Genomic DNA, 24,942 nt, shown 5'->3' with positions numbered 1-24,942 from the left:
GTGGGTGATCAACGCGGCGGCTGTCCGAGCAATCCGGCCTTCAGGCGCTCGTCCACGGGGCGAACACCGAGAAAGATGCGCAACACCGCCGCGTACAGGTCCTCGCCGGGCAGGTCGGCGCCGCCGGGTTTGCCGTTCATCGAGAACACGAGGCCGCGCCCGGGCAGGTAGTCCAGGTTCACGACGTCGCCCTTCTTCACCTGGCCGGCCGCCATCACCTGGGCGTCGAAGGCGGCCTGGCGCTGCGCCAGCGCCGGCTGCTCGGCCTGCGGCGTGTTGCGCCGGAAGCCCTTGTCGATGGCCTTGACGAACTCCTTGGCCGGCGCGGTCTGCAGCATGCGCAGCTGGATGCGCTTGGCGCCCGGCGTGGCCAGCACCTGGGGCACCGTGCTCGCACGCCGGCTCAGGTAGAGCGCCGCGGCGTAGCCGTCGATCCAGGCCACCGAACGGGTGCCGACGCCGTTGAGCAAGAGGTCGGCCCCGCCGACGCGCATCGTCGCCGGGAAGGTCTGGCCGGCGATCGTCATCTGCGCCGCGGCCGGGCGCACGATCAACAGGCTGCCGGCGGCGGCCAGCAGAAGGCGGCGTCTTGGGTTCATCGTCGTCTCGAGGATCATCGCCCCGTTGTACAACGCACCGCCAAGTCCCGCCGCCGACCGGGGCGCTGGCACACTGCGCGCGATGCCCGACCTGCTGCTGCTTGCCCCCGACTTCCTGCTCATCGTCGCCGGCTATCTGATCTGCCGCCACACGCCGCTCGGGCGCGGTGTCTGGGACGGTGCCGAGCGCCTCGTCTACTACGTGCTGTTCCCGGCGCTGCTGTTCGGCAGCATCGTGCGCGAGCCGCTGTCGCTGGGGGCGATGCTGCCGCTGGCCGGCAGCGGCCTGGCCATCGTGGCCGCCGGCATCATGCTGGCCTACGCGCTGGCGCACGCGCCGGGCGTCGACGCGCGGCTGCACGCCTCGGGCGCGCAGACGGCGTTCCGCTTCAATTCCTACGTCGGCCTGGCGGTGGCGGCGCGCATTGCCGGTGCCGACGGCGTGGCGTGGACGGCGCTGCTGGTGTCGCTGTGCGTGCCGCTGTGCAACATCGCCGCGGTCTGGCCGCTGGCGCGCCACGGCGGCCACGGCTACACGCGTGAGCTCGTGCGCAACCCGCTGATCCTGGCCACCGCCTCGGGGCTGGTGTTCAACCTGCTCGGGCTCAGGCTGCCCGAGCTGCTGTCCGGCGCGCTGGGCCGTGTCGGCTCGGCCGCGGTGCCAATCGGGCTGATGGCCGTCGGCGCCGGGCTGCAGTTCGGGGCCTTGCGCGAAGGACCGAAACTCGCCGCCGCGCTGTTGGCGATCCGCCACCTGGCGCTGCCGGCGCTGGCGCTGGCGATCGTCATCACGCTGGACCTGCCACCGGGCCAGCAGGCGACGGTGGTCGCGTTCGCCGCGCTGCCCACCGCGTCCAGCGCCTACGTGCTGGCGACGCGCATGGGCGGGCACGGCGGCTACGTCGCCGGCCTGGTGACGCTGTCGACGCTGGTCGCGATGGCCGGGCTGCCGCTGGCGCTGGCGGCGCTGGCCGCGCTGCGCTGAGCCAGCGCCCAGTCGACGTGTTCGGCCGCCACGTCGCCGGCAGCGTCTCGCCCGGCGGCCAGCGCCGCGGCGAGTGCCGGGTCGTCGGCGGCGCGCAGGCTGTTGCCGGCGGCGACGGCCAGGTTGCGCCGCCAGCGTTGCCAGCCGATGCGGCGGATCGGGCTGCCTTCGGTGCGTTTCAGGAACTCGGCTTCGCTCCAGGACCAGAGCGCCAGCAGCGACGGTGCCGCGAGGTCGGCGCGCCAGTCGAAGTCCGCAAGCTCCGCGCGGCGCGCGTACTTGTTCCAGGGGCAGGCGGTCTGGCAGTCGTCGCAGCCGTAGACACGCTGGCCGAGCGCCGGCCGCAGTTCGACGGGAATCGGCTCGTCGGTCTCGATCGTCAGGTAGCTGATGCAGCGCCGCGCGTCGACGCGGTAAGGCGCGACGATGGCCCGCGTCGGGCAGGCGTCCACGCAGGCCGTGCAGTTCCCGCAGTGCGGTGCCTCGGGCGCGGTGACCGGCAGCGCCAGGTCGACGTAGATCTCGCCGAGGAAGAAGGTGGAGCCGGCCTCGCGCGACAGGGTCAGCGTGTGTTTGCCGCGCCAGCCGATGCCGCTGCGCGACGCGAGCTCGACTTCCAGCACCGGAGCCGAGTCGACGAAGACACGGTGGCCAAAGGGCCCGATCTCGGCCGACAGCCGGTCGGCCAGGCGCTGCAGCCGGGTGCGCAGCACCTTGTGATAGTCGCGGCCGCGGGCGTAGACCGAGATCACCGCCTCGCCCGCCGTCGCCAGGCGGCGCTGTTCGGCGTCGCGCCAGTCGTCGGCCAGGCCGCGCGGCAGGTAGTCCATGCGCGCGGTGATCACGCGCACCGTGCCCGGCACCAGTTCGGCCGGGCGTGCACGCTTCAGGCCGTGCGCGGCCATGTAGGCCATCGAACCGTGGAAACCGGCGGCCAGCCAGGCCAGCAGGCCCGGCTCGGCCGAGGTCAGGTCGATGTCGGCCACGCCGATCTGGGAGAATCCCGCCTCATGCGCCCAGATCCGCAGTCGTGCGAGCACGGAGGGCCCGTCGACGTGTCGTTCGGTTCGCATCCGACGATTCTAGAGAGCCGCCTCGTCACCTGGCCCGACGAGGCCGGCTGTGCCGCGTGGGCCGCGGCACTCGCCGCCCGGCCCGAACTCCGCGACGCCTACCTCGAACTCGACGGCCCGCTCGGCGCGGGCAAGACCACGTTCGTGCGCCACCTGCTGCGTGCGCTCGGCGTCGCCGGGCGCATCAAGAGCCCGACCTACGCCGTGGTCGAACCCTATGCGCTGCCGGACGGGCTGGCGGTATCGCACTTCGACTTCTACCGCTTCGACGACCCGCGCGAGTGGGAGGATGCGGGCTTTCGCGAGGTCTTCGCGCGCCCCGGGCTGAAGATCGCCGAATGGCCCGACAAGGCGCGTGCGGTGCTGCCGCCGCCCGACCTGCGGCTGGCGATCGCGCCGCAGGACGACGAACGCCGCCTCGTCACGGTCGAGGCCTGCACCGCGCGCGGGCGCGCGCTGCTCGCATGAGGCGCCGCCAGCTGGTCGCCGGCGCCGGGCAGCTCGTGCTGCTGCTGGCGGCACCGCAGATCGCCTGGGGCGCCGGCATCGTCGCGGTGCGGGTCTGGCCGGCGGCCGACTACACGCGGCTGACGATCGAGTCCGACGGCGCGCTGGTGGCACGCCACTTCATCACCGAGACGCCGGAACGCCTGGTCATCGACCTCGAAGGGCTGGAACTCAGCCCGCTGCTGCGCGACATCGTCGGCAAGATCCGCCCCGACGACCCGTACATCGCGGGCGTGCGCGTGGGCCAGTTCCAGGCACGTGTCGTGCGCCTGGTGCTCGACCTGAAGCAGACGGTGGCGCCGCAGCAGTTCACGCTCGCGCCGGTGGCCGCCTACCAGCACCGGCTGGTCTTCGACCTCTACCCCCGGGCCGAGACCGACCCGCTGCTGGCGCTGATCCGCGAGAAGGAGTCCGCCGAGCGCGAGGCCGCCAAGGCGGTGGAGGACGCGCTCGGCGAGCTGATCGCACGCGTCGACAGACCCGGCCTGCCGCAGCCGACGCCGAGCCGGCCGCCGGCCCCGGTGCCGCCGCTGCAGACGCCGGCGCCGGAGAAGGAGGCGCCGCCCACCGACGCCGAGCGCCGCCGCGTCGACCGCCTGATCATCGTCGCGCTGGACCCCGGCCACGGCGGCGAGGACCCGGGTGCGATCGGCCCGACCGGGCTGCGCGAGAAGGACGTCGTGCTCGCCGTCGGCCTGGCCTTGCGCGAAAAGCTCAACGCCGCGCCCGGGATGCGCGTGATGATGACGCGCGACGCCGACTTCTTCGTGCCGCTGCACGAGCGCGTGCGCAAGGCACGGCGCGTGCAGGCCGACCTGTTCGTCTCGATCCACGCCGACGCCTTCATGCGCCCCGAGGCACGCGGCGCCAGCGTCTTCGCGCTGTCGACCAAGGGCGCTTCCAGCGCCGCGGCGCGCTGGATGGCGCAGCGCGAGAACGCGGCCGACCGCGTCGGCGGCGTCAACGTCGCCACCGTGCGCGACGCCCAGGTGCGCCAGGCGCTGCTGGACATGAGCACGACGGCGCAGATCAAGGACAGCGTCAAGCTCGGCCGCGAGGTGCTGTCGCGGCTGGACCGCGTCGGCCGGCTGCACAAGAAGGACGTCGAGCAGGCGGGCTTCGCGGTGCTCAAGGCCCCCGACATCCCGTCGATCCTCGTCGAGACGGCGTTCATCTCGAACCCCGAGGAGGAAGGCCAGTTGCGCGACCCCGACTACCGCGCGCGTCTGGTCGACGCGCTGGCCACCGGCATCCGGCGCTACTTCGCGAAGAACCCGCCGCTGGCGCGCCAGCGTTCGCTCTGAGGCCGGACGTGCAGGGCCGGAAGGCCCTGCACGCCTGCCGAAGGCCCGAGCGCGATTTCACGCGCGAGGGCTGACGCGGGCCGTTCAGGCGGCCTCAGGGGCTGCGTGCCGCGCCTTCCAGGCGCCGTAGAGCACGAACAGCCCAGGCACGAGGATCATCGCCCAGATGATCGTGCTGAGGTTCTCCTTCACCCAGGGCAGGTTGCCGAACAGGTAACCCGCCGTCGTCAGCCCCCCGACCCACAGCACCGCGCCGCTGACGTCGAACAGCGTGAACCGGCTGCGTGTCATCTGCGCGACGCCGGCGACAAAAGGCGCGAAAGTGCGCACGAAAGGCATGAAACGCCCGGCGATCAACGTAAACCCGCCGTAACGTTCGTAAAACGCGTGGGTGCGGTCGAAAGCATTCCGATTGAAGAATCTCGACTGGTTCCAGCGGAACACCCGTGGCCCGACGCTGCGTCCGATCGTGTAGTTGCACTGGTTGCCCAGCACGGCCGCAGCGATCAGCAGCACCATCGCCAGCGGCAGGCTCATCAGCCCCACGCCACAGAGGGCGCCGACGACGAACAGCAGCGAGTCGCCGGGAAGGAACGGCATCACGACGACGCCGGTCTCCACGAAGATCACCGCAAACAGGAGCGCGTAGACCCAGGTACCGTAGTCCTGGACGAACGCCGCGAGATGCAGATCGACATGAAGAACGAAGTCGACCAACCAATGCACAACTTCCATGGCACCGGATTATCGACCGCTGGTTATCCTCACGGGCGAATGGGAACCGAAGATCAGCCGTCGACGGACATCGACAGCGCCGTTCGCCGCAGGCTGCTGCACACGGCCTTGAGCAATGCCACGCGCAGCGTCTGGATGCTGCTGGTGGCCATGGCGTTCGTCGCCGTGCTCGGCTGGCTGTCCGAGCGGCCCCTGGCCGGCGCCGCGGCAGCCGCGGTCGGTGGCACCGCGGCGCTGATGCGCCGCCATCTGGCGCGCCGCCACACCGCGGCGCCTCCCGAGAGCGAGGCCGACATGGTGCGTGTCGAGCGCTGGCTCGACGCCACCGCCGTCGCCGTGGGCCTGATGTGGGCCGTCTGCACCTTCGCCGTCTATCCGGCCCTGGACGAGTCGGCGCGCACGCTGTACCTCGTCATGGTCTGCGGCTCGATCGCCTACTCGGCGCAGTTCATGGCGATGGCGGGGCGTTCGTTCGCCTGGCTGACGGTGCTGCAGGTCGGCGCCATCGTCGTCGCCAGCCTGACGCTCGCGCAGGTGCGCTCGGTCGCGCTGGCGGTCATCGCGCCGCTGTACGGCATCGCGATGCTGAACGCGGCGCGCGAGATGCGCACGACGATCACCGAGTCGCTTCGCCGCAGCCTCGAGGCCGAGGCCGTGAACCTGTCGCTGCAGCGCGCCAAGCAGGCGGCCGACGCCGCCAGCATCGCCAAGTCGCAGTTCCTGGCGACGATGAGCCACGAGATGCGCACGCCGATGAACGGCATTCTCGGCGCGCTGGACCTGATGCGCGACACGCCGCTGGACAAGCGCCAGCGCTCGCTGGTGCGCACCGCGGTGGCCTCGGGCGAGTCGCTGCTGTGCATCATCGACGACGTGCTCGACCACTCGACGATCGAGTCCGGCAAGCTCAAGCTCGACCCGGCGCCGATGTCGGTGCATGCGGTGGCCGCCTCGGCCGCGGCGCTGCTGCGCTCCACCGCCGAACAGCGCCGGCTGAAGGTCGACCTGCAGATCCATCCCGAGGTGCCCGACGCCGTGATCGGCGACGCCTCGCGGCTCAAGCAGGTCCTGCTGAACCTGGTGGGCAACGGCATCAAGTTCACCGAACGCGGCGGCGTGACGCTGCGCCTGTCACGGGCGCCGGCGCCGCCCGGATTCTGTGGCGTGCATTTCGAGGTCGCCGACACCGGCATCGGCATCCCGGTGCAGGCCGTGCCCAAGCTCTTCCAGCCCTTCTCGCAGGTCGACGCGACACGCAGCCGCAGCCACGGCGGCACCGGGCTGGGGCTGTCGATCAGCCAGCGCATCGTCGGCGAGATGGGCGGCCGCATCTCGGTGGCCAGCACCGAGGGCCGCGGATCGTGCTTCTCGTTCACGCTGGCGCTGCCGCCGGGGCCGGACCCCGGCCTGCTGAGCGCGCCCCCCCCGGACTCGGGGCTGATGCCGCTGGCGCCGGCGCCGGCACTCGCCGGGCGCGTGCTGCTGGTCGAAGACAACCCGGTCAACCGGCTCATCGCCGCGGAGATGCTGAAGTCCTTCGGGCTGATCGTCGTCGAGGCCGAAGACGGCCAGCAGGCGCTGGCCATCATCGACCATCAGCACTTCGACCTGGTGCTGATGGACATCCAGATGCCGGTGCTCGACGGCTACGCGGCGACGCAGCTCATGCGTGATCGCGAAGCGCGGCTGCGCCTGGCTCGCGTGCCGATCGTCGCACTGACGGCCAACGCCTTCGACGAGGACGCCGCACAGTCGCTCGCCGCGGGCATGGACGGCCACCTGTCCAAGCCCTACACGCGCGAGCAGCTGCGCGCGCTGCTGACGCAGTGGCTGTGACACACGAGCCGCTGTTGCGGCGGCTGCTGGGCCTGCTGCTGGTGCTGACGCTGGCCTGGGCCGGCGCCGCCACGCAGGGCGATGCCGTCGCCGCGGCCTGGACCGCCGAGGGCACACCGCTTGCTGCGCCGGCCGACGTCCCCGACGGCGGCACGGTGCAGGACCACCATCTGGACGACGCACCGGCCCAGTCGGCCTGGGGCGGCGACCTGCCGCTGGCCGACACGCTGCCGGCACATGCCGCCGGGGTCCCGGCGGATGGCCGCCCGGACCGCTGCCCGGCGACACCCGCCGACGCACGCCGCCCCGACGCGCCGGCGCGGGCCTGCTTCAAGCCGCCGCGCGGCTGAGCCAGCCCGTTCGCCGCCGCCCCGCACGCGCGGGGCCGTCCCGACGCCCTGCTGCTGCCGCTCGCGCGGCAGACCCCGATGCGATGTCCTGCCCTGGCCGCCGCCGTGCTGGCACTGGCCGCCTGCACCGACGGTTACCCCGATACCGACGCCCCGACTCCCGATCTGCACCGCCTCGACCAGCGCGGCCGGCTGCAGGCCCTCAACGACGCCGCCGCGGCGAGCGCGTCGGACGTCGACTGGCGCTTTCGCCTGTCCCCCGACTGCAGTCTGCACGCCGAGCGCCGCCGCCTGCTCGGTGCCGACGAACAGTTCGTGCTGCCGCTGGTCGACGCCGAGGCGCAGCTGCGCGCCTCCGATGGTGCGCAGCGTTTCGAACTCGTCGCCACCACGCCCGACGGCCGGCCCTTGCGCGTGTTCGCGACACGCAGCCGTGTCGACGCGCTGCGCGCCGATCTCGCACTGAAGCTGCTGCGCCGCGACTGCCGCCCGGCCGGCCACGGCACGGCCGCTGCCTACAATCCGCGTGGATGACCGCCCTGCCCGCACGCCGTCCGATCCGCGAACTGCCCGACGAACTCGTCAGCCAGATCGCCGCCGGCGAGGTCGTCGAGCGCCCCGCCTCGGTGGTGCGCGAGCTGGTCGACAACGCGCTGGACGCCGGCGCGCGTGCCGTCGTCGTGCGCCTGGCCGCCGGCGGCGTGCGCAGCATCGTCGTCGAGGACGACGGCTGCGGCATCCCGATGGAGGAGCTGCCGCTGGCGCTCAAGCGCCACGCGACGAGCAAGATCGGTTCGCTGGGCGAACTCGAATCGGTGCGCACGATGGGTTTCCGCGGCGAGGCGCTGGCGGCGATCGCCTCGGTCTCCGAGATGGCGATCACCAGCCGCGGCGCCGACGCCGCGCACGGCTGGCGTGTCGACGCACGCAGCGGCGAGCTGCAGCCGGCGGCACGTGCCCAGGGCACGACGGTCGAGGTGCACGAGCTGTTCTTCTCGACGCCGGCGCGGCGCAAGTTCCTGAAGAGCGAGGCCACCGAACTCGCCCACGCGCTGGACGCCGTGCGCCGCCACGCGCTGGCTCGGCCCGACGTCGGTTTCGCCGTCTGGCACGAGGGCCGGGCCGTCGCCCAGTGGCGCGCCGCCGGTGCCGAGCAGCGCCTGGGCGACGTGCTGGGGCGCGATTTCATCGCCACCAGCCGGCCGCTGGAAACCGCCGCCGGGCCGCTGCAGCTGTGGGGCCGCGCCGGCCAGCCCGAGGCGGCGCGCAGCCGCACCGACCTGCAGTACCTGTTCGTCAACGGCCGCTACGTGCGCGACCGCCTCGTCTCGCACGCCGTGCGCGCCGCCTACGAGGACCAGCTGCACGGCAGCAAGCAGCCGGCCTACGCGCTGTTCCTGCAGATCGAGCCCGAACTCGTCGACGTCAACGTGCACCCGACGAAGATCGAGGTGCGTTTCCGCGACGGGCGTGCGGTGCACCAGGCGGTGCAGCGCGCGGTCGTCGAGACGCTCGCCGCGACGCGGGCGAACGCGGCGGCGCCCGTCGCGCCGCCGGTCGCCGTGCCGGCCGCGGAGCCGGCACCGGCCGTGGCGCCACCGCCGCGCCCGAGCTGGCAGCCGCCGCTGCCGCTGGTGGCCCGCGACGTGGCGCCGCCGTCGCCTGCACCCACTGCCTGGCGCGACCCGGGCCCGCGCACGACGCCGGCCGGCAGCGGCGGGCTGCAGGCCTGGGCGGCGCTGCGGCCGCCGGCCGCGGCCGAGGCGCCGACGGTCGGACGCCCTGCGTCCGGCGCGCTGCCCGAAGCCGCACCTGCCGCGCATCCGCTGGGCGAGGCCATCGGCCAGGTTGGCGGCGTCTACGTGCTGGCACGCAACGCGCACGGCCTGGTCGTCGTCGACATGCACGCCGCGCACGAGCGCATCGTCTACGAACGGCTGAAGCAGGCCGCGGCGTCGGCGGCGCTGCCGGCGCAGCCGCTGCTGCTGCCGGTGAGCTTCGCCGCCACCGCCGCCGAGGTCGCCACCGCCGAGGCCGAACGCGAGGCCCTGCTGGCGCTGGGCCTGGACGTGGCGCCGCTGTCAGCGTCGACACTCGTGGTGCGCAGCCGCCCGGCGGCGCTGCCCGATGCCGACGTCGCCGAGCTCGCACGCTCGGTGCTCGCCGAGTTCGAGCAGACCGGCGCCAGCCGCAGCGTCGAACGCTCGCGCGATGAACTGCTGGCCACGATGGCCTGCCACGGCGCGGTGCGCGCCAACCGGCGCCTGACGCTGCCCGAGATGGACGCGCTGCTGCGCCAGATGGAAGCCACCGAACGCGCCGACACCTGCAACCACGGCCGACCCACCTGGCGCCAGCTGACGATGAAAGAGCTGGACACCCTCTTCCTGCGCGGCCGGTAACGACTTGTGCCCGTCACGGCGCCGCCACGCGCGGCCCCTAGCGTCGCGCCCGCCGGTGCCCGATCCGGCGACCACGACCACAGGAGAGAGTCCGATGCACACGAAACCGATCCGCGCGCTCGCCGCCGCCGCGCTCGCCGTCCCGCTGGCCGTCACCACGCTGGCCGCCCAGGCCGCACCGTCCGCCGTCGTCCCGGCGACGGTTCAGCTGGGCCCGCGCCCCTTCTTCCTCGTCGACGACATGGCCGACAGTGCGCTGAAGACCGCACTGCAGGCCTGCGCCGCCAACCGCAAGGCCTACACGCGCCAGGACTTCGCGATCGGCCACCGCGGCGCCGCGCTGCAGTTCCCCGAGCACACGCGCGAGTCCTACATCGCTGCGGCGCGCCTGGGCGCGGGCATCGTCGAATGCGACGTCGTGTTCACCAAGGACAAGCAGCTCGTCTGCCGCCACGCCCAGAACGACCTGCACACGACGACCGACATCCTGGCCACGCCGCTGGCGGCCAAGTGCGTCAAGCCCTTCGTGCCGGCCAGCTTCGACGCCGCCGGCAACGTGCTGACGCCGGCCAGCGCCGAATGCCGCACCAGCGAGCTGACGCTGGCCGAGTTCAAGACGCTGCGCGGCAAGATGGACGGCTACAACCCGAAGGCGCGCAACGTCGCCGAGTACATGGCCGGCACCGCCGACTGGCGCACCAACGTGTATTCGGGCCCGACCAGCGGCACGCTGATGACGCACAAGGAGAGCATCGAGCTCTTCAAGCAACTGGGCGTGAAGATGACGCCGGAGCTGAAGTACCCGGCGGTGGCGATGCCCTTCGACGGCTTCACGCAGGAAGCCTACGCGCAGAAGATGATCGACGAGTACAAGGCCGCCAAGGTGCCGCCGGCGCGTGTATTCCCGCAGTCCTTCTACCTGCCCGACGTGCAGTACTGGGTGAAGAACACCGCCTACGGCAGCCAGGCGGTCTACCTGGACGACGCCGAGACCGTGGCCGACCTGCCGAGCGCGGCCGAACTGGCCGGCTACAAGGCCCAGGGCATCAATATCGTCGCGCCGCCGACCTTCGCGCTGCTGGCCACCGACGCCGCCGGCAACATCGTGCCCTCGCAGTACGCCAAGGACGCCAAGGCCGCCGGCCTGGACATCATCACCTGGACGCTCGAGCGCTCGGGCATCCTGGCCGACGGCGGCAACGGCTTCTACTACCAGAGCTTCGACAGCGCCATCAAGCGTGAAGGCGACATGATGGTCGTGCTCGACGTGCTGGCGCGTGATGTCGGCATCCGCGGCATCTTCAGCGACTGGCCGGCGACGCCGGCCTTCTACGCCAACTGCGTGAAGTGAGGCTCGCGGGCGCCGGCGCGGCCGGCGCCCGCAGCCGTCTTCAGGCCAGGTAAGGCTTCATCCAGCCCAGGCCGTCCGAGGTGCCGCCCGGCACCGCGCCGCGGCGCGGGCGGTATTCGCAGCCGATCCAGCCGTCCCAGCCGAGTTCGTCGATCAGCGCGAACAGGTAGGGGTGGTGGATCTCGCCGACGTCGGGCTCGTGGCGCGTGGGCACGCCGGCGATCTGGAAGTGGCCGACCTGGCCCGTCGGCAGCCACTGGCGGATCTTGGCCGCCAGGTCGCCTTCGACGATCTGGCAGTGGTACAGGTCCATCTGCACCTTCAGGTTGGCCGCGCCAACCTCGGCGACGATGGCGTGCGCCTGGTCCTGGCGGTTCAGGAAGAAGCCCGGCATGTCGCGTTCGTTGATCGGCTCGATCAGCACGTTGATGCCCAGCTTGGCCGCTTCGGCGGCGGCGTAGGCAACGTTGGCGACGTAGGTCGCACGCACCGACTCGCGCGTCTGGCCGGCGGGCACCAGGCCGGCCATCACGTGGATGCGCGGGCAGTCGAGCGCGCGGGCGTAGGCCAGCGCCTGGGCGATGCCGTCGCGGAACTCGGCCTCGCGCCCGGGCAGGCAGGCGATGCCGCGTTCACCGGCCTCCCAGTGGCCCGGAGGCGCGTTGAACAGCACCTGCTGCAGGCCGTGGGCCTTCAGCAAGGCGGCGAGCTGCTCGGTCGTGTACGCATAGGGAAAGAGGTACTCGACGGCCTTGAAGCCGTCGCGTGCGGCGGCGGCAAAACGGTCGAGGAAGTCGTGCTCGTTGTAGAGCATCGACAGGTTGGCGGCGAAACGGGGCATGGTGGACTCGCGGTCGTGATGCGGGCTCGGCCCGCGGTGTTCAGGAATGGGAGCGCCTCACCAGGAGGCACCAAAGGTGTCGCGCAGGGTCTGGATGCGGGCCTCGTCCAGCGGGCAGTGGCCGGCCTCGGGCACCAGCAGCGCCAGGCGTGCGGTCTCCTCGAGTTCCTCCAGCACCGCCATCGCCGCGGCCGGGCTGTCGTGCCAGACGTTGGGGCCCAGGCGCGCCAGCATCACGGCGCGAATCGGCCTGCCGGCGGCGGCGTAGCGCGTGATGGCCTCGGCCACCGCGTCGGCGGCTTCGGGCGCACCCGGGCGCTGGTAGGCGATGTGCGGCACGCGGCCCACCTTCATGACGAAGTACGGCGTGATCGGCGGCAGCAGCTCGCCCTCGGCCGGCACGCTGCCGGCCGCAGCGCGCAGCGAACACGCGACGAGGTGCGTGCTGTGGGTGTGGATGATGCAGCGCGCCGGCTGCGCCGTCGTTTCGCTGGCGGCGTAGATGCGCCGGTGCAGCACGATGGTCTTGCTGCCGCGGTCGCCGGCGAGCTGGCGGCCCTCGGCGTCCAGCCGCGCCAGCCGCGCGGGCTCCAGCGTTCCCAGGCAGGCGTCGGTCGGCGTGATCAGGTAGCCGTCGGCCAGGCGCACGCTGATGTTGCCGGCCGTGGCGTGCACGTAGCCACGCTCGAACAGGCTGCGGCCGACGCGGCAGATCTCGGCGCGCGCGAAGTCTTCGTCGAGGAAGGGCGTGGCCATGGTGCTCAGCCCTGCAAGCGGGTGAAGGCCTTGGTGAAGAAGTCGTCGGTGCCGAAGTTGCCCGACTTCAGCGCCAGGTGCAGCCCGCCGGGCGCGGCCGGGCTGACCGCGTGGCACCAGGGCACGCCGGGGTCGATCTGGCCGCCGATGCGCAGCTGGGCGATGCCCAGCGCCTGCACGCAGGCGCCCGAGGTCTCGCCGCCGGCGACGACCAGCTGGCGCACGCCGCGCTCGACCAGGCCTTGCGCGATGCGCGCGATCGTCTGCTCGACCAGGCCGCCGGCCTGCTCGACACCCAGCCGGGCCTGGATGGCACGCACCGCGGCCGGCTCGGCGGTCGAATAGACCAGCACCGGGCCGCGGGCCAGATGCTCGCCGGCCCAGGCCAGGGCCTGGGCGGCGACGTCCTCGCCGGCGGCGATGCGCAGCGGGTCGATCGCCAGCGCCGGGCGGCCCGAGCGGATGAAGTCCAGCACCTGGCGGTTGGTGGCCATCGAGCAGCTGCCCGAGACCACGGCCTGCAGCCCTTCGGCCGCCGGCAGCTCGGCGGCCTGCGACGACGGCGCCAGGCCGTGGTTGCCCGGCAGGCCGATCGCGACGCCCGAACCCGCCGTCAGCAGCGGCAGCTCGGCCAGCGCCGGCGCCATGCGCAGCAGGTCGGCGTTGGAGACGGCGTCGACGATGGCGATCGCCACGCCCTGGGCCTTCAGCTCGGCGATGCGTGCACGCACCGCGTCGGCGCCCTGCCCCACGACCTGGTAGTCGATCAGACCGACCTTGCGCTTGCACTGCGCCTGCAGCACGCGCACGAGGTTGGCGTCGGTCATCGGCGTCAGCGGGTGGTCCTTCATGCCGCTGTCGCTGAGCAGCAGGTCGCCGACGAAGAGGTGGCCCTTGAAGACCGTGCGCTGGTTCTCCGGGAAGGCCGGCGTCGCGATCGTGAACGGCGTGTCCAAGGCGTCCATCAGCGCCTCGGTGACCGGGCCGATGTTGCCGCGCGCCGTGCTGTCGAAGGTCGAGCAGTACTTGAAATAGAACTGCGTCGCGCCCTGCGCCTGCAGCCAGCAGAGCGCGGCGACCGACTGCGCCACCGCGTCCTCGGGCGCGATGGTGCGCGACTTCAGCGCCACGACGACGGCGTCGACGTCGGCGTCCAGCGGCCCCGGCGGCACGCCGATCGTCTGCACGACGCGCATGCCGGCGCGCACCAGGTTGTTCGCCAGGTCGGTGGCGCCGGTCGAGTCGTCGGCGATGCAGCCGAGCTTGAGCCGCGTGCTCACGGCGCGTCCTTCTTCGCCGGCAGCGTGATGCCCGGGAAGATCTTGATCACCGCGCTGTCGTCTTCCTTGGCGAAGCCGGCGGTGGAAGCCTGCATGAACATCTGGTGCGCGGTGGCCGCCAGCGGCAGCGGGAACTTGCTCGCACGCGCCGTGTCGAGCACCAGGCCCAGGTCCTTGACGAAGATGTCGACGGCAGACAGCGGCGTGAAGTCGCCGGCCAGCACGTGCGCCATGCGGTTCTCGAACATCCAGCTGTTGCCGGCGCTGTGCGTGATGACCTCGTAGATCGCGGCGGCGTCGACGCCTTCGCGCAGGCCCAGCGCCATCGCCTCGGCGGCGGCGGCGATGTGCACGCCGGCCAGCAGCTGGTTGATGATCTTCACCTTGGAGCCAGCGCCGGCCTTGTCGCCCAGGCGGTAGACCTTGCCGGCCATGCCGTCGAGCACGGCGCCGGCGGCGGCGTAGGCCGCGGGCCGGGCCGAGGTCATCATCGTCATCTGGCCGGCAGCGGCCTTGGCGGCACCGCCGGAGATCGGCGCGTCGATGTAGTGGATGCCGGCGGCCTCGAGCTTGGCCTCGAGCGCGATCGACCAGTTGGGGTCGACCGTCGAGCACATGATGAAGCTCGAGCCCGGGCGCATCGCCGCGGCGGCACCGCCTTCGCCGAACAGCACGGCCTCGGTCTGCGCGGCGTTGACGACCACCGACACCAGCGTGTCGCAGGCCGCGGCCAGCGCCGCCGGGTTGGCGCCGGCGACGCCGCCTTCACGGGCGAAGGCTTCGGCGACGCCGGGACGCACGTCGCAGACGTGCACGTTGAAACCGTTGCGGCGAAGCGTCTGGGCGATGCCCACGCCCATGGCGCCGAGGCCGATCACGCCGACATTGCGGGTAGTCATGAAAGTCGATTCCGTTCAGAAAGTCCGTGGGGACGAAGGGCGGCGGATGGGGTGCAGGCGCTCAGGCCAGCACCGCCCACAGGCCGCAGGTGAGCAGGAAGCCGGCGACGCCGAGCACGGTGGTCAGCACCGTCCAGCTGCGCAAGCCGTCGGCGACGGAGAGGCCGAGGTAGCGGGTGACGATCCAGAAGCCCGAATCGTTGACGTGCGACAGGCCCAGGCCGCCGAAGCCGATGGCCACCGTCAGCAGCGCCACCTGCAGCGGGCTGTAGCCGCCGCCGGTGATGGCTTCGGCCAGCAGGCCGCAGGTGGTGAGGATGGCCACCGTCGCCGAGCCCTGCGCGGCGCGCAGCACCAGCGAGATGACGAAGCCGGCGAGGATCAGCGGCAGGTGCGCCGCGGCGATGCTCGAGGACAGCGCCGCGCCGATGCCGCTGGCGGTCAGAACCTTCGCGAAGACGCCGCCGGCGCCGGTGACCAGGATCACGGTCGCTGCCGGCGGCAGCGAGGACTCCATGACCTGGTTGGTGTGCGCCATCGTCCAGCCGAGGCGGCGTGCGATGAGCCAGAACGACAGGCCGATGGCGACCATCAGCGCGAAGATCGGCGAGCCGATGAAGGCCAGCACGTTGCGCAGCGCGTCGCCCTTGGGCAGCAGCGTCGCGCCGGTGGTGCCGACCATGATCAGCGCCAGCGGCACCAGGATCAGCGTCAGCACGACGCCGACCCCCGGGGCGTGCAGCTTGTCGGCGCCGGGCTCGCCTTCGCCGCCGAACTTCGCGAACTGCTCGGCGGTGGCCGGCAGCATCTCGTAGCGGCGGCGGTTCAGCCACTTCGCGGTGTACTGCGCCAGCACGCCCAACGGCAGGCAGACGAGCAGGCCGATGATCGTCACCCAGCCGACGTCGGCGCCGAGCACCGCGGAGCCGCCGACGATGCCCGGGTGCGGCGGCACGACGACGTGCACCGCCAGCATGATGCCGGCCACCGGCAGGCCGAACTTCACCGGGTCCACCTTCGCGGCCTTGCAGAAGCCGTAGACGATGGGCACCAGGATGATGAAGCCGACGTCGAAGAAGACGGGGATGGCGAGCACCAGCGCCGCGGCGGTCAGCGCTGCCGGCACGCGTGTCGGGCCGAGGATCTGCGTGAAGCGCCCGGCCAGCCGGGCCGCGCCGCCCGAGACCTCGATCATGCGGCCGAGCATCGCGCCCAGCGCGACGAGGATGGCGACGCTGCCCAGCGTGCCGCCCATGCCGGCGATCAGGGTGCTGATGATGTCGCCGATCGGCATGCCGACGGCCAGGGCGACGAGCAGGCTGACCAGCATCATCGCGACGAATGCGTGGACCTGCCAGCGGATGATCATCAGCAGCAGCAGGGCGATGCCGGCCGCGCCGATGCCGAGCAGGATGGGGGTGGACATGCGGGTTGTCTCCTCGGGCGCTTGGAGTGTGTGGAAGGTGCGGCCGCTTGCGGGTGATGGCCGGCGCCATGAACCGATCAGTTCATATGGTCATCGTACAAATTTCAGACAAGTTACACCCTAGGGTTAACCCGTAAGCGCCTCGTTGAAGCCGGAACGGCGGTTTTCGCCCCCGTTGGGTGCAAAAGCGGCCCGCAGCGCGCGCCACCGTGACTCGGCGCCCCGCGGCGAGGCGATCGGGAACCGCACGGGTACAGCGCCGGACGGCTTCGAGGCCGCAACGGGCAAGACGAGCCGCGCGCCGCAGCGCAGCTCAGGCGGGCATCGTCGGCGGCACCAGCACCGCAGCCAGGCGCGCGCCGTCCTGCTGCCAGAAGCTGGCGTCGGCGTGCTGCAGGCGCAGCATCGCGTTGTTCATGTGCTGCGCCGCGGCGTGGCGCGCCGCCGGCGCGTCGCCGGCTTCGATGGCCTGCACCACCGCCTCGTGCTCGCGTTTGACCTGCTCGGCGAACTCGCGGTGCCGGGCTTCGTTGGCGCGCGTCACGCGTGTCACGCCCTGCAGGAACTGGGCAAGGTAGTCCAGCGTGCGGATCAGGAAGGGGTTGCCGGCGGCTTCGCCGATCGCGCGGTGGAAACGCACGTCCTCGACGGCGCCGTCGCCGCCGCTGGCGACCGCGTCGGCGATGGCCAGCAGCGCAGCCCGGATGGCCTGCGCCTGCGCCGGCGTGCGCCGCTGCGCGGCGAGTTCGGCGACCTCGGCCTCGAGCGCCCGGCGCAGTTCGATGATCTGCAGCACCGCCTCGCGCGAGGCGGCGGCCGTCGGGTCGAAGCTCAGCGGCTCGCAGCCGGCGGCCAGCACGTAGACGCCGCTGCCCTGGCGCGAATCGACCAGGCCGCGGGACTTCAGCCGCTGCACGGCCTCGCGCACGACGGTGCGGCTGACACCGAACTGCTGCCCCAGCGCCTGCTCGGTGGGCAGCTTCTGGCCCGCGGCCAGGCCGCCGGAACGGATCTCGGCCTCGAGCGCGCTGGCGACCTGGTCGGCCAGCTTCAGGCCCGGTCTGATCGTGGAGAAGGAAACCGACATGGACAGGAAGGCTTGCACGGCCGCGGCCGCCGCCGCCGGCGGCAGCTCGGCCGGGGTTCACTGTAACGCAGGGCCCCGGCCCGGCTCAGGCACTGGCGACGCGGTTGCGCCCGGCGGCCTTGGCCGCGTAGAGCGCCTGGTCGGCGCGGCCGATCGTGGCCGAGAAACCTTCGCCGCCGCGGTGTTCGGCCAGGCCGAAGCTGGCGGTCAGCGACACCTGCACCTCGCCGACACGGTCGATCGCGGCGATCGCCAGGCGGATGCGCTCGACGATGACCTGGGCGTGGTCGACCGGCGTCTCGGGCAGCAGGATCAGGAACTCCTCGCCACCCCAGCGGCCGCACTGGTCGTAGGTGCGCACGCCCGACTCGACGGCCAGCGCGATGGCCTGCAGCACCTGGTCGCCGGTCTCGTGGCCGTGGGCGTCGTTGACCGCCTTGAAGTGATCGACGTCCATGATCGCGACGGCGAAACCGCGCCCCAGCCGCAGCGTGCGGTCGTTCTCCTCGCGCAGCCGCTCCATCAGGAAACGCCGATTGCCCAGGCCGGTCAGCGGGTCGCGCATCGCCGCGTCGCGCAGCGCCAGGCTCAGGTCGCGCAGGCTGTTCTGGTAGCGGTCGGAGATGCGCACCAGCTTCTCCAGCCGGCGCACCTGCTTGTCGTACTGCTCCACCAGGCTCAGGCGCTGCTCGCGCGCGACGTGGTGGTAGCCGTCGGAGATGCGGACCAGGCGCTCCAGGCGCTCGCGCTGGGCCTGGAAATGGCTCAGCAGCTGCGCCAGCGGCGCGTGCAGCGGGTGCTGCTGCAGCGCGGGATCGGCGAGCAGCGCCTCGACGCGCGAGACGAGCTCGAGGTCGTCGCCCGGGGCTTTAGGTGCTGCCATCGACCAGGATCTCGAAGGGGAAGCTGCAGTCCTCCTTGAACTCCTCGGCAAGATCGAAGACGCGGTCGTTGCGTGCGTCGTAGTACCAGTCCACGCGCACGTCGCGGCCCTTGCCGAAGGCGTCCTCGCACAGGTCGAAGATGTCCATCATCGCCTTGACCGAGCTGGTGTTCATGTAGACCAGGCGCAGCTCCAGCCGCAGCGGCCGGCCGTCCTGGCCGAGGTAGTCCTCCAGCCACTGGATCACGCTGCCGAAGAACTCGAAGGAGTTCTCCGGATAGGAGTCCCCGCGCATCGCCAGGACGCCCTGCTCCCAGTCGCCCCGGATCTCGGGCGTGGATTGCCCGCCCTGGATGTGCAGCTCTTTCATCACCGTCTCGTCTGCTTCAGATCACCGCCCGCAGGCTGAAGAATGCCTTGCCCTCGCCCGCCGGCGACAGCGCCGCCACCAGCGGCGCCGCCGACTTGCGCGCGACGTCGATCAGTCCCAGGCCGGCACCGGAGACGGCATCGGCCGCACGCGGCTTGCGCAGTTGCTCCTTGTACGCGGCCTTCAGCTGCGCCTTGTCCATCGCCGCCAGAGCCTTCACGCGTTCGAGCAGCGGCTCGCCGTCGGCCTGTTCGACGATGTTGCCGGCCTGCACGACGTAGCCGCCATTCTCCTCGCGCGCGACGACGACGGTGGCCGAGCCCGCCAGTTCGTCGTAGTGGCGGCTGGCCGCGTAGTGCCGGATGTTCTGCGTCAGCTCGATGTAGACCGCGAACACGTCCATCGCCGAGGACGGGTGGGCATGGTCGGCCTGCAGGTAGTTCTTCAGCGCGTTGCCGATCTCCTCGATCAGGCTGCGCGAGATCGGGCCGTTGAAGCACAGCAGGATGCGGCCGCGGTTGAAGTGCTCTCTGAGGCCGAACAGGTCGATGGATTCCATGGGATGCGACTCAGTCGAAACGGAAGGACAGGAGGGTGATGTCGTCGCGCTGGGCGTGCGCGCCCTGGTAGGCGGCCAGCGCCTGCTGCAGGGCTTGGGCCTGCTCGCGCAGCGGCCGGCCGGCAACCTCGCGCAGCAGCTGCGCGAAACGCGCGTTGCCGAAGCCGAAGCCGAGCTCGCCGCCGGCCTGGTCGAGATAACCGTCGGTGACCAACGTGTAGGTGGTGCCGGCCCGCAGCGGCACCTCTTCGTCGGCGTACTCGCCCTGGCGACGGTCACCGATCGCGCGGCGCCCGCCCGGCACGCTGGAGACGGTCTCGCCGTCGCTCCAGTACAGCGGGATCTTGGCACCGGCATAGACCATGCGGCGATTCTCCAGGTCGACAAAGACGAGGCCGGCGTCCATGTTGGTGGCGATGGCACGCGGCAGCGGGCAGTCCTGCAGCATCGCACGCATCGCCGCGTCGGTGTGGCGCAGCACCTCGGCCGGCGATGCGATGCCGGCCTGGTTCATCGCGTGGTCCAGCGCCGCACGCGCCAGCATCGTCATCAGCGCGCCGGGCACGCCGTGGCCGGCGCAGTCGACGACGCCCACCAGGTAACGCGGGCCCTCGCTGCGGAAGACGTAGAAGTCGCCGCCGACGACGTCGCGCGGGCGCCAGAGCACGAAGTGGTGTTCGCCGAGCTGCTGCGTGAGCTGGCGCGCCGGCAGGATGGCGCGCTGGATCAGGCTGGCGTAGTCGATCGAGTCGCTGATCTTCTGGTGCGCCGCGAGCATGTCGCGGTTGGCGGCCTCCAGCGCCTGGGTGCGCTGGCGCACCTCGGCTTCCAGGTTCTCGGTATGGGCGCGCAGCTTCTCGGCCATCGCCGCGAAGGCCCGGCCGAGGTCGGCGATCTCGTCGTGGCCCTCGGCCGGCACGCTGACCGCGAAGTCGCCGTGCGAGATCGCGGTGGCCGACCTGTGCAGCCGGCGCAGTGGCCGGATGACGAGCCGGTTGACGGCCAGCACGAAGACCGCCAGCAGCAGCGCCAGCGTGCCGGCAGCCACCGCCGCGGCGGTGTTCAGCCAGTCGCCGTCGATGACACGCGCCGCGTCCAGGTCGACCGCGGTGACGACGTGCCACTTCAGCTCGGGCACGTAGGACAGGGCCAGCAGCTGGCGGCGCCCGTCCAGCGTCGCCCAGAGCGTGGACACCTGTCCCGGGCGCGCGACGGCGGTATCCATCGCGGCGGCCAGCGCGGCGCGTTCGGCCTCGGGCAGCTGGCCGGCGAGCGTCTGCTCGGCGCGCGCGGTGCTGCCGGCCTGGTTGGTCGAGATCAGCCGCGTGTCGCGGTGCGCCTGGATCGCGCCGCTGCGCGACAGGATGATCGGCGTGACGCCGGCCTCGTCGGTGTTGATGAACTCGGCCAGGAACTGCCGCAGGTCCAGCGCCGCCCCGGCAACGCCCAGCGTGCGCGCGCGGTCGCGGATGGCGACGTTGAACCAGACCATCGTGATCTGCAGCGGCACGTCGACGTTGACGTTGATGTTGTAGTCCTCGGGCCGGCGCAGCGTGGCGTAGAACCAGGAGTCTTCCTCCTTGGACGCATCCAGCGTGTAGCGCGGCTCGGCGCTGAAGGGCTTGCTTTCGTCGTTGAAGAAGAAGTGGCCGCTGAGGCCGCTGGCGATGAAGTAGGCGTGGTCGCGCAGGTCCAGGCGGAAGGCCTCGGCTTCGCGCAGGGCCAGCGCCTTCTTGGCCGGGTCGTCCTCGTCGAGCAGCCACTGGCGCGTGAGCTGCGAGCTGGCCAGGCGGCGCGCCAGCGCCAGTTCGCGGTTGAGCAGGCCCAGGATCTGCTCGCGCTTCAACTGCGTGTAGTTGCGCGCGAAGGCCTCGCCGAAATGGTTGCGCACGCCCTCCACGAGCTGCCAGCCCAGCAGCCCGGCCGGCAGCAGCACCAGCAGGCAGGCCACGACGAGGGCCAGTATCGATTTGGCGCGCAGGCCCATACCCCAGGTGGCCATCAGCGCGTGCTCTTTCTGCAGTGTTGTCGTTCTTGCATCTCGTTCTCGCCGCCGACGGACCCGGCGCGACCGCGCCCCTGGAACTGGTGATTCCGGAGCTTTGCGCGGCTTTGCTGGATTGTCGCCGCAGGCCGTGCCATGCAAGCAAACGTTGCGCCGACAGAGCCTGCAGGGCGTGCAGGCGTCACGCCGGGGGCGCCCCGGACGTCTCAGCGGCCGACGTGCGCGGCGACGAAGTCGGCGACCAGCGTCGCCGCCAGCGCGGCGTTGTGGCGGCGGGCAGCCTCGCGTTCGTCGACGGACCCGGCCAGCGCCTCCAGCCCGTGATTGCCATCGAGCACCGCGACACGCACCGGGCCGGACGGCAAGGCCGCCAGCCGGTAGAGCACGGAGGGAGCGCACAGCGGGTCCTGGTCACCCGAGACCAGCAGCAGCGGCCGCCGCTCGTCGGCCACGCCGGGATAGTTCTGGTCGAACTCGGCGACGGGCACACCGGCCACCACATGGCTGCAGACCGGCGTCAGCAGCACCGCGCCACGCACGGCCGGCCGCTCGCGCAGCACGCTCCAGGCAACGACCGACCCCATCGACTTGCCGCCGACGAAGACACGCTCGCGTGCGACCCGCGGGTCGGCGAGCGCACGGTCGAGCACCGCCAGCAGGTCCTCGTGCTCGGGCGTCAGCTCGTCGGACGGCCGCCCGCCGGCCGGGTCGGCAGTGAAGTACGCCCAGTTGAAGCGCCAGACCGCGAAGCCGCGCGCCAGCAGTTGAGCGGCGGTCTCGGCAAGCACCGGCAGATCCATGTGGTAGCCGGCGCCCGGCGCCAGCACCAGCGTCGGGAACGGGCCGGGGCCGGGCGGGAAGTCGGCGCGCACGGCCAGGTAAGCGCCTCGCGGCGTTTCGAGGCGGTCGGGCTCGGCGGCCCAGGCCGGCGCGGCCGTCAACGAGGCCGCCAGCAGACCGGCGGCGAGCCGCCGGCCGAGGTTCAGGAATCGATTCATCGACGAGCGCTCTTCCGGGCGTCACGAGCCCGGGCGGCGCATCTTCGGCGCTGGCGAGGCGCCGACGCCGCGGTGGCGGCCGGACGCTCATCCCGCGAGACGAGCGCCCGGCACCGCCGGCTCACTTCAGATGCTTGCCGAAGAACTTCTCCATCGCGCCGTAGAACTCGAACTTGTTCTCCTCGTTGGCGAAGCCGTGACCCTCGTTGTCCTTGACGAGGTACTCGACCTCGACGCCGCGCTTCTTCAGCGCCTCGACGATCTGGTCGCTCTCGGCCTTGTTGACACGCGGGTCGCGTGCGCCCTGGGCGACGAGCAGCGGCGTCTTGATGCGGTCGACGTGGAACACCGGCGAGGTCGCGGTCAGGCGCTCCTTGTCCTTCGGGTCGTCCGGGTTGCCGACCATCGCGTACATCTGCTGGCGCCACGGCTCCCAGTACGGCGGGATGGTCTTCATGAAGGTGAAGAGGTTGCTCACCCCGACGTAGTCGACCGCCGCGGCGTACAGGTCGGGCGTGAAGGTCACGCCGGCCAGCGTCGCGTAGCCGCCGTAGCTGCCGCCGTACAGGCCGACGCGCTTCGGGTCGGCGATGCCCTGCTCCACCAGCCACTTCACGCCGTCGCTGATGTCGTCCTGCATCTTCAGCCCCCACTGGCCGAAGCTCGCTTCCCAGAACTGGCGGCCGTAGCCGGTGGAGCCGCGGAAGTTCATCTGCAGCACGCAGTAGCCGCGGTTGGCGAGGAACTGCACCTCGGGGTTGAAGCCCCAGCTGTCGCGCGCCCAGGGGCCGCCGTGCGGGTTGACGACGCAGGCCAGGTTCTTGGGCTCGCGGCCGGCCGGCAGCGTCAGGTAGGCGGGGATCGAGAGGCCGTCGCGCGCCGTGTAGCGCACCGGCTTCATCTCGGCCATCTGCTCGGGCTTGATCCAGGGCGCGGCGTCGGCGAGCTTGGTCAGCTTGCCGCTGCGCACGTCGTACAGGCTGCGCGCGCCCAGCGTGCGGTCGCTCCAGTTGACGACGATGTAGCGCTTCTCGTCCAGCGTCCAGGCCGTCAGGTCGACCTGCTCGCCGGGGAACTGCTGCTGCAGCTTCTCGTAGGCGGCCTGCATGGTCGCGTCGAAGAAGTGCTTGCCGTGTTTGTCGGTCTCGTAGCTGGCCCACAGCAGCTTCTTCTGCACGCGCGACCAGTGCGCGCCCTCGACGTCGACCTCGGGGTGGGCATAGACCACCTGCTCGGCGTCGGGCCTGGCCGGGTCGATCAGCACCAGCGCGCTCTTGTCGCGGCCGCGGTTGCTGACGGCGTAGAACAGGCGGTTGTCGCCGTCGAAGAACAGCGGCTGCACGCCGGTGCGGAAGTCGGTGGTCAGGAGCGGCTTGAACTCGCCGCTGTCGCCGTCGCGGTAGAGCACGGTGTTGTTGACACCGTCGCTGGCGATGGCCACGCGGATGCGGCCGCGGTGGTCGGTGACCCAGTTGACGACGTTGCCCGGGTTGGTCGCGACGACGGTCTCGGCGCCGCTGCGCACGTCCAGGCGCACGACGTCGAAGACCTTGCGGTCGCGGCGGTTGTGCATCACGAGCACGTGGCCGGGGTCTTCGGGCAGGTTGTCGACGAGCTCGGCGCGCACGCCCTCCCAGGGCGTCAGGTCGCGCACCTTGCCGCTGGCGGCGTCGGCGGCCACGACGTGGTAGTTCTCGTCACCGCCGAAGTCCTTCATGAAGAGCACGGTGTCGTCGCCCTTCCATGCGTACATGCGGATGTCGCGTGCGGTCTCGCGCGTCAGCTGGCGCGGTTCGCCGACGGCGCGGCCGTTCACGAGCTTCTGCACGAAGACGTTGCGGCGCGGCGCGGCGCCGGCCTCGCCGGCGGCCGGCTGCAGGAACGACACCCAGCGGCCGCCGTCGCTCAGGTTGTAGCCCGAACGCGCCGGGCTGCGGAAGAAGTCGCGCAGCGGCAGTTCGGGCGGCACGGCACGCGCGGCCGGGGTGGCGGGCGGCACCTGCTGCGCCCAGGCGGGCGCGGCGACGAAGGGCAGCACGAACGCGGCCGCGGCCAGCGGCGCGAGAAGAGGCTTGGTCATGCAGTCGTTTCCTCGGTTTGGAAGACGACCGAGCATGCACCGCAGCCGGCGCGGGGGCATGCGCCGTGCGACGAAACGAGCCCGGCGGGCGACGAACCGCCGGCCACCGGGTCACGAATGGATGTAGTGCTCCAGCTCGGCGATCGTGCGCTCCTGCTCGGCGATCAGTTCGTCGAGCAGGTCGCGCATCGAGATCATGCCCAGCACCGTCGCGCCGGAGAGCACCGGCAGGTGGCGGATGCGGTGTTCGCTCATCAGCGCCATGCATTCGTGCATCGGCGCCTCGGGCGGCACGCGCACGACCTCGCGCGTCATGATCTCGGCCACCCGCGTCTCGCGCGAGTTGCGCCCCTGCAGCGCCACCTTGCGCGTGTAGTCGCGCTCGGAGACGACGCCGACCAGGCAGCCGCCGTCCATCACCAGCAGGGCGCCGATCTCGTGCGCGGCCAGCAACTCGAGCGCGGCGTAGACGCTGTCGTCGGGATGCACGTGCCAGAGCGTGCCCTGGCGGCGGCGCAGCACTTCGGAAACCGGTTTCATCGTCGAGCTCCCGCCAGCCGTGAATGCCCCAGCCTAGCCCATGCACCGGCCGCCGCGTAGGGGCCGGGCCTCGGTG

Annotated in this window: 24 protein-coding genes; 8 read left to right on the top strand and 16 right to left on the bottom strand. The window is 71.8% G+C overall.

Translation table 11 applies throughout. The annotated features are described in order from the left end of the window. Positions 1–8 precede the first annotated feature (8 nt). Positions 9–599, bottom strand: a complete 591-nt coding sequence (locus EV684_RS12935; RefSeq protein WP_132647695.1) for a chalcone isomerase family protein — start codon at positions 597–599, stop codon at positions 9–11. Between the two features lie 82 nt (positions 600–681). Between EV684_RS12935 and EV684_RS12930 the strand changes: the two genes are divergently transcribed. Then, positions 682–1,584, top strand: a complete 903-nt coding sequence (locus EV684_RS12930) for an AEC family transporter (RefSeq protein WP_132647694.1) — start codon at positions 682–684, stop codon at positions 1,582–1,584. Here EV684_RS12930 and queG read toward each other — a convergent pair. Beyond that, the gene (queG, locus tag EV684_RS12925; protein WP_132647693.1) at positions 1,497–2,657 is read right to left on the bottom strand and encodes a tRNA epoxyqueuosine(34) reductase QueG; all 1,161 of its coding nucleotides are present in this window, start codon (positions 2,655–2,657) and stop codon (positions 1,497–1,499) included. The two genes, EV684_RS12930 and queG, sit on opposite strands and share 88 nt — an antisense overlap. On the opposite strand from queG, the gene tsaE reads away from it, so the two are divergent. Beyond that, the gene (tsaE, locus tag EV684_RS12920; protein ID WP_132647692.1) at positions 2,595–3,125 is read left to right on the top strand and encodes a tRNA (adenosine(37)-N6)-threonylcarbamoyltransferase complex ATPase subunit type 1 TsaE; all 531 of its coding nucleotides are present in this window, start codon (positions 2,595–2,597) and stop codon (positions 3,123–3,125) included. The genes queG and tsaE overlap by 63 nt on opposite strands. Further along, entirely contained in the window at positions 3,122–4,468 is a 1,347-nt protein-coding gene (locus EV684_RS12915; RefSeq protein WP_132647691.1) for an N-acetylmuramoyl-L-alanine amidase, read from the top strand. Before tsaE ends, EV684_RS12915 begins: the two co-directional genes overlap by 4 nt. A gap of 84 nt (positions 4,469–4,552) precedes the next feature. Here EV684_RS12915 and EV684_RS12910 read toward each other — a convergent pair whose 3' ends face one another. Next, complete coding sequence (locus EV684_RS12910) at positions 4,553–5,203, bottom strand: DedA family protein (protein WP_132647690.1); 651 nt, start codon at positions 5,201–5,203, stop codon at positions 4,553–4,555. A 39-nt stretch (positions 5,204–5,242) separates the two neighbouring features. On the opposite strand from EV684_RS12910, the gene EV684_RS12905 reads away from it, so the two are divergent. The 5 genes from EV684_RS12905 (at position 5,243) to EV684_RS12885 (ending at position 11,142) form a co-directional block, all read left to right on the top strand. Continuing rightward, positions 5,243–7,039, top strand: coding sequence for an ATP-binding protein (locus EV684_RS12905; RefSeq protein ID WP_132647689.1), 1,797 nt, complete (start codon positions 5,243–5,245; stop codon positions 7,037–7,039). Beyond that, positions 7,030–7,389 carry a hypothetical protein gene (locus EV684_RS12900; RefSeq protein WP_243651150.1) on the top strand — a complete coding sequence of 120 codons (360 nt, stop codon included), beginning with the start codon at positions 7,030–7,032 and terminating at the stop codon, positions 7,387–7,389. The genes EV684_RS12905 and EV684_RS12900 overlap by 10 nt, the downstream gene beginning before the upstream one ends. Before the next feature lie 78 nt (positions 7,390–7,467). Next, positions 7,468–7,923, top strand: coding sequence for a hypothetical protein (locus EV684_RS12895; protein WP_132647688.1), 456 nt, complete (start codon positions 7,468–7,470; stop codon positions 7,921–7,923). Then, the gene (gene mutL / locus EV684_RS12890; RefSeq protein WP_132647687.1) at positions 7,920–9,791 is read left to right on the top strand and encodes a DNA mismatch repair endonuclease MutL; all 1,872 of its coding nucleotides are present in this window, start codon (positions 7,920–7,922) and stop codon (positions 9,789–9,791) included. Before EV684_RS12895 ends, mutL begins: the two co-directional genes overlap by 4 nt. Positions 9,792–9,885: 94 nt before the next feature. Next, positions 9,886–11,142, top strand: a complete 1,257-nt coding sequence (locus EV684_RS12885; RefSeq protein ID WP_132647686.1) for a glycerophosphodiester phosphodiesterase family protein — start codon at positions 9,886–9,888, stop codon at positions 11,140–11,142. A gap of 40 nt (positions 11,143–11,182) precedes the next feature. On the opposite strand, the gene otnI is transcribed toward EV684_RS12885, so the two are convergent. From otnI to EV684_RS12820, 13 genes are all read right to left on the bottom strand, one after another. Then, positions 11,183–11,983: a 2-oxo-tetronate isomerase gene (gene otnI / locus EV684_RS12880; protein WP_132647685.1), complete on the bottom strand. Its 801-nt coding sequence runs from the start codon at positions 11,981–11,983 to the stop codon at positions 11,183–11,185. Between the two features lie 57 nt (positions 11,984–12,040). Beyond that, entirely contained in the window at positions 12,041–12,739 is a 699-nt protein-coding gene (locus EV684_RS12875; protein ID WP_132647684.1) for a class II aldolase/adducin family protein, read from the bottom strand. A gap of 5 nt (positions 12,740–12,744) precedes the next feature. Beyond that, complete coding sequence (gene otnK / locus EV684_RS12870; protein WP_132647683.1) at positions 12,745–14,019, bottom strand: 3-oxo-tetronate kinase; 1,275 nt, start codon at positions 14,017–14,019, stop codon at positions 12,745–12,747. Next, positions 14,016–14,918 carry an L-threonate dehydrogenase gene (ltnD, locus tag EV684_RS12865; RefSeq protein WP_132647682.1) on the bottom strand — a complete coding sequence of 301 codons (903 nt, stop codon included), beginning with the start codon at positions 14,916–14,918 and terminating at the stop codon, positions 14,016–14,018. Before ltnD ends, otnK begins: the two co-directional genes overlap by 4 nt. A gap of 61 nt (positions 14,919–14,979) precedes the next feature. Further along, positions 14,980–16,344, bottom strand: a complete 1,365-nt coding sequence (locus EV684_RS12860; RefSeq protein WP_132647681.1) for a GntP family transporter — start codon at positions 16,342–16,344, stop codon at positions 14,980–14,982. Positions 16,345–16,657: 313 nt separating this feature from the next. Beyond that, positions 16,658–17,431, bottom strand: a complete 774-nt coding sequence (locus EV684_RS12855; RefSeq protein WP_132647680.1) for a FadR/GntR family transcriptional regulator — start codon at positions 17,429–17,431, stop codon at positions 16,658–16,660. An 85-nt stretch (positions 17,432–17,516) separates the two neighbouring features. Next, positions 17,517–18,314 (bottom strand): biofilm regulation diguanylate cyclase SiaD, encoded by a 798-nt coding sequence (gene siaD, locus EV684_RS12850; RefSeq protein WP_132647679.1) that lies wholly within the window; start codon positions 18,312–18,314, stop codon positions 17,517–17,519. Further along, positions 18,301–18,684, bottom strand: coding sequence for a biofilm regulation phosphoprotein SiaC (gene siaC / locus EV684_RS12845; protein ID WP_132647678.1), 384 nt, complete (start codon positions 18,682–18,684; stop codon positions 18,301–18,303). Before siaC ends, siaD begins: the two co-directional genes overlap by 14 nt. Before the next feature lie 16 nt (positions 18,685–18,700). Continuing rightward, positions 18,701–19,243, bottom strand: a complete 543-nt coding sequence (gene siaB / locus EV684_RS12840; RefSeq protein ID WP_132647677.1) for a biofilm regulation protein kinase SiaB — start codon at positions 19,241–19,243, stop codon at positions 18,701–18,703. Between the two features lie 10 nt (positions 19,244–19,253). Next, entirely contained in the window at positions 19,254–21,245 is a 1,992-nt protein-coding gene (siaA, locus tag EV684_RS12835; RefSeq protein WP_132647676.1) for a biofilm regulation protein phosphatase SiaA, read from the bottom strand. A gap of 209 nt (positions 21,246–21,454) precedes the next feature. Further along, complete coding sequence (locus EV684_RS12830; RefSeq protein WP_132647675.1) at positions 21,455–22,246, bottom strand: alpha/beta family hydrolase; 792 nt, start codon at positions 22,244–22,246, stop codon at positions 21,455–21,457. Positions 22,247–22,367: 121 nt separating this feature from the next. Further along, positions 22,368–24,326: an alpha/beta hydrolase family protein gene (locus EV684_RS12825; RefSeq protein WP_132647674.1), complete on the bottom strand. Its 1,959-nt coding sequence runs from the start codon at positions 24,324–24,326 to the stop codon at positions 22,368–22,370. Between the two features lie 111 nt (positions 24,327–24,437). Beyond that, positions 24,438–24,866, bottom strand: coding sequence for a CBS domain-containing protein (locus EV684_RS12820; protein ID WP_132647673.1), 429 nt, complete (start codon positions 24,864–24,866; stop codon positions 24,438–24,440). Positions 24,867–24,942: the final 76 nt, after the last annotated feature.

Origin of the sequence: Rubrivivax gelatinosus (assembly GCF_004340905.1) — a bacterium.
Classification (GTDB): domain Bacteria; phylum Pseudomonadota; class Gammaproteobacteria; order Burkholderiales; family Burkholderiaceae_C; genus Rubrivivax; species Rubrivivax gelatinosus.
Note: the sequence above shows the minus strand (reverse complement) of the source record. Positions and strands in the feature narration are given on the sequence as shown.